General features: G+C 42.1%; 13 protein-coding genes and 1 other annotated feature. All 13 genes read left to right on the top strand.

Annotated features, from left to right (window positions below; all coding sequences use genetic code 11):
- Nucleotides 1-49: 49 nt before the first annotated feature.
- The 13 genes from sigG to ABVF21_RS03005 all read left to right on the top strand — a co-directional run bounded on the left by sigG (nucleotide 50) and on the right by ABVF21_RS03005 (nucleotide 11,773).
- Nucleotides 50-829, top strand: a complete 780-nt coding sequence (sigG, locus tag ABVF21_RS03065) for an RNA polymerase sporulation sigma factor SigG (protein WP_194221351.1) — start codon at nucleotides 50-52, stop codon at nucleotides 827-829.
- Nucleotides 830-899: 70 nt separating this feature from the next.
- The gene (locus tag ABVF21_RS03060; protein ID WP_098443312.1) at nucleotides 900-1,169 is read left to right on the top strand and encodes a YlmC/YmxH family sporulation protein; all 270 of its coding nucleotides are present in this window, start codon (nucleotides 900-902) and stop codon (nucleotides 1,167-1,169) included.
- A gap of 93 nt (nucleotides 1,170-1,262) precedes the next feature.
- The gene (pgeF, locus tag ABVF21_RS03055; protein ID WP_371017463.1) at nucleotides 1,263-2,090 is read left to right on the top strand and encodes a peptidoglycan editing factor PgeF; all 828 of its coding nucleotides are present in this window, start codon (nucleotides 1,263-1,265) and stop codon (nucleotides 2,088-2,090) included.
- A 7-nt stretch (nucleotides 2,091-2,097) separates the two neighbouring features.
- Nucleotides 2,098-2,775: a YggS family pyridoxal phosphate-dependent enzyme gene (locus ABVF21_RS03050; RefSeq protein ID WP_371017462.1), complete on the top strand. Its 678-nt coding sequence runs from the start codon at nucleotides 2,098-2,100 to the stop codon at nucleotides 2,773-2,775.
- Nucleotides 2,776-2,802: 27 nt separating this feature from the next.
- Nucleotides 2,803-3,237 (top strand): cell division protein SepF, encoded by a 435-nt coding sequence (locus ABVF21_RS03045; RefSeq protein ID WP_194221354.1) that lies wholly within the window; start codon nucleotides 2,803-2,805, stop codon nucleotides 3,235-3,237.
- Nucleotides 3,238-3,256: 19 nt separating this feature from the next.
- A complete protein-coding gene (locus tag ABVF21_RS03040; RefSeq protein WP_194221355.1) occupies nucleotides 3,257-3,520 on the top strand; it encodes a YggT family protein in 264 nt (87 codons plus the stop codon).
- Complete coding sequence (locus ABVF21_RS03035) at nucleotides 3,520-4,293, top strand: RNA-binding protein (RefSeq protein WP_371017461.1); 774 nt, start codon at nucleotides 3,520-3,522, stop codon at nucleotides 4,291-4,293. The genes ABVF21_RS03040 and ABVF21_RS03035 overlap by 1 nt, the downstream gene beginning before the upstream one ends.
- Before the next feature lie 91 nt (nucleotides 4,294-4,384).
- Complete coding sequence (locus ABVF21_RS03030) at nucleotides 4,385-4,897, top strand: DivIVA domain-containing protein (protein ID WP_371017460.1); 513 nt, start codon at nucleotides 4,385-4,387, stop codon at nucleotides 4,895-4,897.
- A gap of 74 nt (nucleotides 4,898-4,971) precedes the next feature.
- Nucleotides 4,972-5,181: a binding site (T-box leader), on the top strand.
- A gap of 109 nt (nucleotides 5,182-5,290) precedes the next feature.
- Nucleotides 5,291-8,047, top strand: coding sequence for an isoleucine--tRNA ligase (gene ileS / locus ABVF21_RS03025; RefSeq protein WP_371017458.1), 2,757 nt, complete (start codon nucleotides 5,291-5,293; stop codon nucleotides 8,045-8,047).
- Between the two features lie 134 nt (nucleotides 8,048-8,181).
- Nucleotides 8,182-8,643, top strand: coding sequence for a signal peptidase II (gene lspA / locus ABVF21_RS03020; RefSeq protein ID WP_303531211.1), 462 nt, complete (start codon nucleotides 8,182-8,184; stop codon nucleotides 8,641-8,643).
- Nucleotides 8,643-9,557 (top strand): RluA family pseudouridine synthase, encoded by a 915-nt coding sequence (locus ABVF21_RS03015; RefSeq protein WP_303531213.1) that lies wholly within the window; start codon nucleotides 8,643-8,645, stop codon nucleotides 9,555-9,557. The genes lspA and ABVF21_RS03015 overlap by 1 nt, the downstream gene beginning before the upstream one ends.
- Nucleotides 9,558-9,750: 193 nt before the next feature.
- Entirely contained in the window at nucleotides 9,751-10,293 is a 543-nt protein-coding gene (gene pyrR, locus ABVF21_RS03010) for a bifunctional pyr operon transcriptional regulator/uracil phosphoribosyltransferase PyrR (RefSeq protein WP_194221361.1), read from the top strand.
- A gap of 163 nt (nucleotides 10,294-10,456) precedes the next feature.
- Entirely contained in the window at nucleotides 10,457-11,773 is a 1,317-nt protein-coding gene (locus tag ABVF21_RS03005) for a solute carrier family 23 protein (protein WP_303531215.1), read from the top strand.
- Nucleotides 11,774-11,812: the final 39 nt, after the last annotated feature.

The raw sequence follows: 11,812 nt of genomic DNA, 5'->3' as shown, positions 1-11,812 counted from the left end.
TCGCGGAGATACTTTACTTTGACAGCATCTCCGATGAGGAGGGAATGAGTTGACACGAAACAAAGTCGAGATTTGTGGAGTAGATACATCCAAACTTCCAGTACTTAAAAATGAAAAAATGAGAGTACTCTTTAAGCAGATGCAGGAAGGGGATATTTCGGCACGTGAAGAACTGGTGAATGGTAATTTAAGGCTTGTTCTAAGCGTGATCCAGCGATTTAATAATCGAGGGGAATACGTGGATGATCTATTTCAGGTGGGCTGCATTGGCCTGATGAAATCCATAGATAACTTTGATTTAGGGCAAAACGTGAAATTCTCTACTTATGCAGTGCCGATGATCATCGGTGAAATCAGAAGATATCTCCGTGACAATAACCCGATCAGAGTGTCACGATCTTTAAGAGATATCGCTTATAAGTCTCTCCAGATTAGAGATAAATTAATGACGAAGAATTCCAAAGAACCAAATCCGACTGAAATTGCCAAAGAGCTTGGGGTGACGAAGGAAGAAGTAGTCTTTGCACTTGATGCGATTCAGGATCCTGTTTCATTATTTGAACCTATTTATAATGACGGAGGCGACCCCATTTTCGTTATGGATCAAATCAGTGATGATAAACAGAAAGACATCCAGTGGCTTGAAGATATTGCTTTAAAGGAAGCCATGACAAGATTAAATCAACGAGAGAACATGATCTTACAAATGAGATTCTTCCAGGGTAAAACGCAAATGGAAGTAGCAGATGAGATTGGGATTTCGCAAGCACAGGTGTCCCGACTTGAGAAAGCGGCGATTCACCAAATGAATAAAAATATCCAAAGTTAGAACGAGACCTGGGAAACAGGTCTTTTCTTTTGCCTTCTTTTCATATAATGAGATGAAAGGTGGGTGTGCGATGATAAAAATATCAGAATTTCAGGTGAAAGATGTTGTGAATGTTTCGAATGGACGTAAGCTTGGTCACATCGCTGATCTGGAAATTAATTTAACGACAGGCAAAATAGAAGCGATTGTGATTCCAGGTGCAGGTAAAATGATGGGATTGTTTGCGCGAGAAAGTGATGTCGTGATTCCATGGCGCAACATAGTGAAAATTGGGTCAGATGTTATTCTGGTAAGACATCATGATACAGCTGATGGCGAATCGTTTCAGAAAGAATCATAAGGAAAAAAAGATCTAACAATCTATATCCCTTAGGTTCAACATATTATGATAAAATAAGGTATAAACTGTATCATGGTATAAAGGGGTGCAACTGTGGAAAAAGAACCATTTCAACCATCAACACATAAAACATCACTGGCACTGAAATTTCCAGATCAAGCTGAACGGAACGATAACCTGATAGCAGGTTTTTCAACCCGTAGAAACGGAGTTAGCCAGACTCCGTTTTCTAGCTTGAATCTTGGATTCCACGTACCAGATCGAGCGAGAGATGTACTAATAAATCGCGAAACCCTTGCCTATGATATCGGACAATCCCTTGATCGATGGATCGTTGGTGAGCAAATTCATGGCGCCGACATTGCGAATGTAACAGCAGCGGATAAGGGACGAGGAGCAACGAATCATCAAGATGCCATTCCGAAAGTGGACGGGTTATATACAGATGATCCGGAAGTTCTTCTAACCGCTCTTTATGCCGATTGCGTTCCGCTCTATTTCTATGCGCCATCAGCTAAAAGAGTGGGGATTGCCCACGCAGGCTGGAAAGGAACAACGAAGAATATTGCAGGAGAGATGATTCGTGCGTGGAACAACGATGGAATCCAAACCGACGATATCTATGCTGCAATCGGCCCTTCAATAGGGAAATGTTGCTACGAGGTTGATGATGGCGTCATCGAACACATTAAAGCGCTAGTAGGAGATCAGGATCTGTTTTTTGATGAAAAAGCAACTGGGAAATACCAGCTTGATTTAAAAGCCGTGAATCGCGAGCTCCTCCTTCGGTCAGGGATTAAGTCGAGTCAACTATCAGTTACTGACTATTGTACAAGCTGTAGCAATCTGTTTTTCTCCCATCGAAAAGAAAATGGAAAAACAGGAAGAATGATGGCATACATAGGACTCGGGGAGGTATAGCATTATCGTGAATGTAAGAGAAAGTCTAGAAACAATCAAGGAGAAAATTAGCGCAGCAGCAAAACGGTCAGGTCGTGATCCTCATCATATTAATGTTGTAGCGGTGACTAAATATGTTAGCGTCGAACGTACAAAAGAAGCATTAGAAGCAGGCGTTACTCACTTCGGTGAAAGTCGTGATGAGGGGCTATTGAAGAAAGTAGAAGCTATTGGCACATTGCCTTCGTGGCACTTTATTGGCACACTACAATCTCGTAAAGTGAAAGACATTCTTCCATTTGTAGATTATATTCATTCCCTCGATCGTATATCTCTAGCTAAAGAAATACAAAAGAGAGCTGATGTCGAAGTAAACTGCTTTGTACAAGTTAACGTCTCTGGTGAAGAATCTAAGCATGGATTATCGCCAGATGAGACGCTACCTTTTATTGAGTCACTTAATGAATTCTCATCTATTAAAGTCGTAGGATTAATGGCTATGGCTCCGCATACAGATAATACAAATGAAATTCGAGATGTTTTCAAGAAACTTCGTGAGCTTGGAGAACGTGTCCAAAGTCTTTCACTCCCACATGCTCCATGCAATGAGCTTTCAATGGGGATGTCAAATGATTATGAAATTGCTGTTGAAGAGGGCGCGACATATGTTCGCATTGGATCGTCACTTGTCGGAAATGAAAAATAAAATAAGCTCTCCAGGAGGTGCAGGGAATTGGGTATCAAAACGAAATTCAAGCAGTTCTTTGAACTTGATGATGAAACGATAGAGTTGGATGAGCAGCAGGAGCAAGATTCATATATGGAAGAAGAAGAGCCTGAAGTTACTCGAGCGAATCGTAAGCAGTCTAAACAAAATGTGGTAAGTCTTCAAAGCGTTCATAAGAACTCAAGAGTTGTGCTAGTTGAACCAAGAGTGTATGCTGAAGCTCAGGATATCGCTGATCACGTGAAAAATCGCAAGTCTGTTGTGATGAATCTTCAGCGTATTCCACAAGATCAGGCGAGACGCATTGTCGATTTTCTAAGTGGAACAGTCTACGCTGTTGGTGGCGATATTCAGAAACTCGGTCCGGATACGTTTATATGTACACCGGACAATGTTGAAATTTCAGGTAACATTACAGATGAAATTTACGAAGACCAGTAATTAAGAAAGGGTGAAAAGTTTGAACATAGTTTCAATCTTACTTTCAGCAGTACAAATTTATACGTGGATCCTCATCATTTACATCTTTATGTCATGGATTCCAAATGCAAGAGAATCTTCTATTGGACGAATGATTGCTTCTATAGCAGAACCATATCTAGCTCCGTTTCGCAAAATTATTCCTCCAATCGGTGGAATGCTTGATATTTCGCCGATCGTAGCCATTTTCGCACTTCAGTTTGTGCAATATGGAATTATTGCGGTCTTTAGATTCATAGGCTAATGTCTATTTACGAACATTATCGTCCAGAAGAAAGAACATTTGTCGATCGCGTTTTACAATGGCAGGATGAGGTTCAAGAAAGGTATGCTCCCAGGTTAACCGATTTTCTTGATCCAAGAGAACAGGATATGGTGAGGCAAATCATTGGAAATCACTCTGACGTGGGCGTGTTTTTTTCGGGTGGAGTTGAAGGGTCTGAGCGTCAGAGGGCTCTTCTTGTTCCTCCTTACTTTGAACCAACAACTGAAGATTTCGAGATAATCGCTTTTGAAATTACATATCCAGCCAAATTCGTATCACTTACTCATCCAGATTTGCTTGGGGCAATGATGGGTCTTGGAATTAAGCGTGAGAAGTTTGGAGATATCCTTGTGCAGGATAGTTCTGCGAATTTAATCGTAGCGAAGGAAATTGCGGATTTCGTGAAAATGAATTTAACACATGCAGGGAAAGCGTCCATATCTCCTAACGAAATTCCATTAACGAGCGTAAGCGTCGTAGAAGCTTCCTGGCAGGAGCAGTCAGGCACAGTAACAAGCCTTCGTTTGGATACGGTACTTGCAGAAGTATACAATCTATCACGAGGTAAAGTTGCTCCGATGATTGAACATGAGCGAGCTAAATTAAATTGGAAGATCGTCAGTCAACCCTCTGCTGAAGTGAAAGAGGGAGACTACTTATCGTTACGTGGTTCCGGTAGAAGTAAGATTATTTCTGTTGATGGCAAAACAAAGCGGGATAAATGGCGGATTACGTATCAAATTCGTAAATAGTTTGTCATAAATAGAAGGAATATCCAAATGATTGTCGAAATACGAGTAAGCCGGGTATATGAAAAAAGAGAGTAAATCGGAGGTGGCTGAATTGCCTTTAACACCATTAGATATTCATAACAAAGAATTTACACGCGGATTTCGCGGTTATGATGAAGATGAGGTCAATGAGTTTCTTGATCAGGTAATCAAAGATTATGAAACGGTAATCAGAGAAAAGAAAGAATTGAATGAGAGAGTGAAGCTTCTAGAAGAACGACTTGGGCACTTCTCAAACCTTGAAGAAACGTTAAATAAGTCGATCTTAGTAGCACAAGAGTCAGCAGAAGAAGTGCGACAAAACGCTAAGAAAGAATCCCAGCTCATCGTAAAAGAAGCTGAGAAAAATGCCGACCGCATTATTAATGATTCGCTCGCTAAAGCGCGTAAAATCTCCATGGATAATGAAGAACTGAAAAAACAAGCAGCGGTTTATCGCACACGTTTTCGTATGCTAGTTGAAGCCCAGCTAGAGATGCTAAATAATGAAGACTGGGATGGCCTATTGGCTCGATTTGATGAGGAAGAAGAGCAGCAACAGGAGCAAATCGAAGAAAAAGCATAAAGCACTCATTTAATTTTTGTCATTTCCTTGACTTCTTATTTTTATTTACACTATACTTCTATTAATAGCAATAACGATCGACGAAGATGGGAAGAGTATCTGATTCTTACTTAACAAAGCGAGCCGGGAATGGTGTGAGCCGGTGTTAAGCAATCAGAGAAGATCGCCCCTGAGTCCCGTGCTGAACGATAAGTAAGCCTCGGCGAATCATTCACGTTACGAATGCAAAGTGAGCGTAAAGCTTAATTTGGGTGGTACCACGGGAAAACCTTCTCGTCCCTTTTCGGGGACGAGAAGGTTTTTTTATTTTGTAGCACACTTTGAAGAAACAATCCCCGAGTGGCTGAAGATCGTTACGGTTGTTGCTCGTTATAAGTTGAAGGAGGAAACCTCATGAGCTATAAAGAAACGCTCTTAATGCCAAAAACAAAATTTCCGATGAGAGGAAATTTACCGAATAAAGAGCCTGACATGCAAAAAGAATGGGCAAACATTAATCTCTATGAAAAAGTACAGGAAAGAACGAAGGACCGCCCTCTATTCGTCCTACATGATGGCCCTCCATATGCAAATGGTGACATCCATATGGGTCATGCAGAGAACAAAGTTTTAAAAGATATCATCGTTCGATATAAATCAATGAACGGTTTTAATGCTCCATATGTTCCTGGTTGGGATACGCACGGACTTCCAATCGAGCAGGCGTTAACGAAAAAAGGCGTCGATCGTAAGAAGTTAACGGTTGCTGAATTTAGAAAGAAATGTGAAGAATACGCATTAAAACAAGTTGATCGCCAGCGTGAACAATTCAAGCGACTTGGAGTTCGTGCTGATTGGGATAATCCATACATTACGCTTGATAAAGGCTATGAAGCACAGCAAATTAAAGTGTTCGGAGAAATGGCAAAGCGCGGTTATATTTATAAAGATAAAAAAACCGTTTATTGGTCTCCGACATCTGAATCAGCATTAGCTGAAGCTGAGATCGAGTATCAAGATAAGCGCTCTGCATCGATTTACGTTGCGTTTGATGTAAAAGACGGAAAAGGTGTTCTTGATGGCGATGAGAAATTTATCATCTGGACAACTACGCCGTGGACCATTCCTTCAAACCTTGCGATTGCGTTGAATGAGAAGTTCGAATACAGCGTCATTGAAGCGGATGCTACGAAATACGTTGTAGCAACAGAGCTTGTTGATCAATTAAAAGAAGAATTTGAGTGGAACAACGTAAGTGAAGTAAAGCGCGTAAAAGGTAGCGAACTTGAATACGTGACGGCTCAGCATCCAATCTACGATCGCGAATCCCTTGTGATTCTTGGTGACCACGTAACGCTTGACGCAGGTACAGGTTGCGTTCATACAGCCCCTGGACACGGTGAAGATGACTATATGATCGGACGAAAGTATAAGCTAGACATCCTTTGCCCTGTAGATGAAAAAGGTGTTTTCACTGATGAAGCTCCTGGCTTTGAAGGTATGTTCTATGACAAAGCGAATAAACCAATTACTGAAAAACTTGAAGAAGTTGGCGCGCTTGTGAAGCTTACATTCTTCACTCACTCTTATCCACACGATTGGCGTACGAAGAAACCGATCATTTTCCGTGCAACTGAGCAGTGGTTTGCGTCGATCAAAGAGTTCCGCCCTGAACTTCTTCAAGCTGTAGCAGATGTGAAATGGTTCCCATCATGGGGTGAAATCCGCCTTCATAATATGGTAAAGGATCGTGAAGATTGGTGTATTTCTCGTCAACGCGCATGGGGCGTTCCAATCCCAGTGTTCTATGGCGAAAATAATGAACCCATCATTACAGATGAGACAATTGCTCATGTATCAGAATTGTTCCGTAAGCATGGATCAAACATCTGGTTTGAGTGGGATGCAAAAGAACTTCTACCTGAAGGATTTACTTCAGAGCATAGTCCAAACGGTGAATTCCGTAAAGAAATGGATATCATGGACGTTTGGTTTGACTCAGGTTCTTCTCACCAAGCTGTTCTCGAAGAAAGAAGCGACCTTGCACGACCTGCTGATTTGTATCTAGAAGGTTCTGATCAGTACCGTGGCTGGTTTAACTCCTCCCTATCAACAGCTGTAGCCGTAACAGGTAAAGCACCTTATAAAGCGGTTCTTAGCCATGGATTTATTCTTGACGGTGAAGGAAAGAAAATGAGTAAGTCGCTAGGAAATACCATGGTACCGAACGATGTTATGAAACAATTGGGTGCGGATATTCTGCGTCTATGGGTCTCATCGGCTGATTATCAAGCTGACGTTCGCGTATCGAATGATATTTTAAAACAAGTAGCTGAAGTGTACCGAAAGATTCGCAACACGTTCCGTTTTATGCTTGGGAACCTTGAAGGGTTTGACCCAACAGAGCATCAAGTGGCGTATAAGGATTTAGGTGAACTTGATCAGTATATGCTTGTGAAGCTAAATAATCTCGTATCGAAAGTGAAAAAAGCTTATGATGAGTATCAGTTCTTAACGGTTTATAATACCATCCATAACTTCTTTACAATTGAAATGAGCTCGTTCTATCTCGATATCGCGAAAGACACGCTTTATATTGAACATGCAGATCACCCGAACCGTCGTGCGATCCAAACAGTTCTTTATCAGACAGCTGTTGCGCTTACGAAACTTCTTTCGCCTATCATTCCGCACACTGCTGAAGAAGTATGGCAGTTTGTCCCTGGTGAGAAGGAAGAGTATGTACAGCTTTCCGATATGCCAGAAGTGAAGAATTTTGAAGGTACAGCTGATCTTGAAGAAAAATGGGATCATGTGATGGAGCTTCGTGACGAAGTTCTAAAAGCACTAGAAGAAGCGCGTAACGAGAAGAAAATCGGTAAATCGTTAACCGCTCAGCTTCATATTTATGCTGATAATGGTACGAAGGATTTGCTGGAAGGCGTAGCAAATCTTGAGAAGCTCTTTATCGTATCAGGTGCTACAGTGGCCGGTACGAAGGCTGAAGCACCAGCAGAAGCGAAAGTATATGAAGAACTAGCGATCTCCGTTTCACCTGCTGAGGGAGAAACGTGTGAGCGCTGTTGGCAAGTGAAAAAAGACGTTGGCGCTAATAGTGAATACCCAACTCTTTGCGCTAGCTGTGCTGAAACGGTTAAAAATCATTACTAATTAAAGAAATAAATCGAAAAGACGCTTTGCGATGCGAAGCGTCTTTTCTTTGTTGTTAGCTCAGTTTCGATTGTCTGCTGAAGCAAGCTGTGCTAAACTTTCATAGGAAGTAACATTTGATCGGAGGAGCGCTCGTGTGGAAATATCTCATAGCCATAGGCATCATTGTTCTAGATCAGTGGACGAAATGGCTTGTTGTGAAGTACATGGAATATGGTGAAAACATTACATTAATTAATGACTTTCTTTATCTAACTTCTCATCGAAACCGGGGCGCCGCCTTCGGAATCCTTCAAGGACAGATGATTTTCTTTTATATCATTACCATTTTCGTCATTGGAGCGGTTATTTATTATATGAAACAATATAAACATAGCCGTTTCGTTAGCGTCACCCTAGCACTCATACTTGGTGGTGCAATAGGGAACTTTATAGATCGAGTCCTTCGTGGAGAAGTAGTAGATTTTGTGAACACATTTATCTTCTCTTATGATTTTCCGATCTTTAACGTTGCCGATGCCTCCCTTGTTGTAGGTGTTATTCTTATCTTTATCGGAACCATTTTTGAAAGTAAGCAGGCTAAAGGGGAAAACTAATGGAAAAATTCACATTTAAAGTAGCAGAAGAAGAGAAAGGTGAGCGAATCGATAAGCTCATTACTTCTTATGAAAATGACTGGTCGCGTAGCCAGGTTCAAGCTTGGATTAAAGATAAAAATATTCAAGTGAATGGCGAAGACGTGAAAGGCAATTATAAAGCAACTGCAGGCGATAAGATCGAAGTAACCGTTCCTGAGCCTGAAGAATTAGAAATTGTAGCAGAGAATCTGAACCTTGAGATTGTTTACGAGGATGCAGATGTTCTTGTCGTGAACAAACCACGAGGAATGGTTGTTCACCCAGCTCCAGGACATGCTAGCGGAACGCTTGTTAATGGGTTAATGTATCAAGTTAACGATCTAAGCGGTATTAACGGTGTTGTCCGTCCTGGGATCGTTCATCGTATTGATAAAGATACTTCAGGGTTATTAATGGTCGCAAAGAACGACAAAGCCCATGAGTCACTTGTAAAGCAGCTTCAAGCTAAAACCGTTAACCGGCGTTATACTGCCATCGTTCATGGCAACATTCAGCATGACGTGGGGACAATTGATGCGCCAATCGGGCGAGATAAGCAAGATCGTCAGAAGATGACGGTAACGGATGAAAATAGCCGAGATGCGGTTACGCATTTTCATGTTCTAGAACGTTATAAGCAATTTACTTATGTTGAATGTAAGCTTGAAACTGGTCGAACGCATCAAATTCGAGTTCACATGAAATATATCGATCATCCCGTTGCAGGTGATCCTAAATATGGCCCAAGAAGAAAGTCGCTTCCGATTGATGGTCAGGCCCTTCATGCCGGTGTTCTAGGCTTCAGTCACCCTGTGACAGAAGAGTGGCTTGAATTCTCTGCTCCTATTCCAGAGGATATTGAACGTTTATTAAAGCGACTTAGACAAGATTAAGGTTGACTTAAGAAGAGATCTTTGCGATACTCTTTATAGACAATAGCATACCCTTTAAAGACAGTCCCGTGAGGCTGCAAAGGAAAAACGGCTATGTACGATCGGTACATTTATATGCCCAAAACCCTTTTGCCCTCATGGCAAAAGGGTTTTTTTAATGCCACAGATCGATAAAGAGAGAGGGGCGATCATCATGGAAAACAAACGCATTTTGCTCGATGATCAAGCGATTCGAAGAGCGCTTACGCGAATTGCACATGAAATTCTAGAGCGTAATAAAGGCATTGATAATACAATGCTTGTTGGGATTAAAACTAGAGGCATTTATTTAGCTGAGAGGTTAGCTGAACGAATCGAACAAATTGAAGGATCAGCGATTTCAGTAGGAGAAGTTGATATCACCATGTATCGCGATGACCTTACTCACAAAAACGAAGATCAGGATCCGCTAATAAAAGGCACAAGCATTTCAAAGGATGTAACAGATCAAAAAGTTATACTTATTGACGACGTTCTTTATACAGGCAGAACCGTTCGTGCTGCAATGGATGCCTTAATGGATCTTGGACGTCCATCACAAATTCAACTGGCGGTGCTAGTTGATCGTGGACACAGAGAATTACCGATTCGTCCCGATTATGTAGGGAAGAACGTACCAACAGCAAAAGAAGAAATCATTGAAGTTGCTCTAACAGAAGTAGATGACTTTGATCAAGTTAGCTTATCACAATCATAAATCGTGCTCCCTTTAAATCCGTCCAGAGAGACGGCCAAGGGAGGAGACGCGTTCCGTTTAAGGACACGCGTGTACCTCCTTGCGGCCATGCAAGGAGTTTTTTTATACCTTAGGGTTAAGAAAAACGATGGCCGGGACACGCACAACCGAGGAGGAATACATCATGAAAAAAGTATTAGGAATTCGAGAGGTACCCAAACCTTCAAGCTGGCTTACATTGAGCTTACAGCATTTATTCGCCATGTTTGGCGCAACGATATTAGTTCCATTTCTCGTCGGACTTGATCCGGCGGTTGCCCTTGTCTCAAGTGGACTTGGGACGCTAGCTTATCTTGCCATAACGAAAGGTCGCATCCCAGCATACCTGGGGTCGTCATTCGCCTTTATTGCACCAATCATTTCAGCCGTCTCTTTACACGGACCAGAGGGAGCCATGATCGGAAGCTTTTTTGCCGGGATTGTCTACGGTCTTGTCGCAATTGGGATTCGAGCGCTTGGGTTAAACTGGCTGTTAAAACTTCTTCCACCGATCGTAGTTGGCCCCGTGATCATGGTCATCGGACTAGGTCTTGCAGGAACGGCGATTGACATGGCGATGAATAACCCTGCTACGGAAGCCTATAGCGGCACACACTTTACTGTCGCGCTTGTCACGCTAGGGGTTACCATTCTCGCTTCCATGTTTTTAAGAGGATTTTTCAGCCTGATTCCGATTTTAATCGGCATAGTATCTGGATACACTTTTGCTTACTTCATGGGTATTGTTGACCTTACTCCAATTAAAGAAGCTTCATTCTTACAAATGCCGGATTTCATCATCCCGTTTGCGGATTACAACCCGGTTGATGTCTTCTCATGGGAAATCTTATTCATCATGGTACCAATTGCAGTTGTTACGATTGCAGAGCACATTGGCGATCAGATGGTTTTAAGTAAAGTTGCCGGCAAGAATTTCTTGAAAACTCCAGGTCTCCACCGCTCCATTCTTGGAGACGGAGTAGCCACAATGATCGCATCTTGCCTTGGTGGGCCGCCGAACACAACATATGGGGAGAACATTGGCGTACTTGCGATAACACGAGTATTCAGCGTGTTCGTCATCGGAGGGGCTGCTGTCCTTGCCCTTATGTTCGGCTTCATTGGAAAAGTAACAGCTCTTATCTCAACGATTCCAACGGCTGTCATGGGCGGCGTGTCGATCCTTCTTTTCGGAATTATTGCATCATCTGGCTTGCGCATGCTGATTGATAACAAAATTGATCTTGGTGAAAAGCGCAACTTGATCATCTCCTCCGTAATCCTAGTCATCGGTGTAGGTGGGGCATTCATCCAGGTCAGTGACAACTTGCAAATTGCAGGAATGGCGCTTGCGACTGTCATTGGTATTACGCTGAACCTCATTTTGCCTGGCGGAAGCTCACAACAATCGGTTGAGAAAATGTTTGAAGAAGATCTTGAAAATAACGAACCAGCTGCATAGCATCATCCTTTAAAAAGGTACAGAGAGACCTAAAAGGGT

It is taken from the genome of Pseudalkalibacillus sp. JSM 102089, assembly GCF_041366475.1.
Classification (GTDB): Bacteria; Bacillota; Bacilli; order Bacillales; family Guptibacillaceae; genus Guptibacillus; species Guptibacillus hwajinpoensis_B.
The sequence above is the reverse complement of the archived record's forward strand: the minus strand, read 5'-3'. Positions and strand labels throughout refer to the sequence as shown.

Coding starts and splice junctions, on each gene's coding strand:
- pyrR (WP_194221361.1), top strand. CDS start 9,751: ATGGAAAACAAACGCATTTTGCTCGATGATCAAGCGATTCGAAGAGCG.
- ABVF21_RS03005 (WP_303531215.1), top strand. CDS start 10,457: ATGAAAAAAGTATTAGGAATTCGAGAGGTACCCAAACCTTCAAGCTGG.
- ABVF21_RS03015 (WP_303531213.1), top strand. CDS start 8,643: ATGGAAAAATTCACATTTAAAGTAGCAGAAGAAGAGAAAGGTGAGCGA.
- ileS (WP_371017458.1), top strand. CDS start 5,291: ATGAGCTATAAAGAAACGCTCTTAATGCCAAAAACAAAATTTCCGATG.
- ABVF21_RS03060 (WP_098443312.1), top strand. CDS start 900: ATGATAAAAATATCAGAATTTCAGGTGAAAGATGTTGTGAATGTTTCG.
- ABVF21_RS03035 (WP_371017461.1), top strand. CDS start 3,520: ATGTCTATTTACGAACATTATCGTCCAGAAGAAAGAACATTTGTCGAT.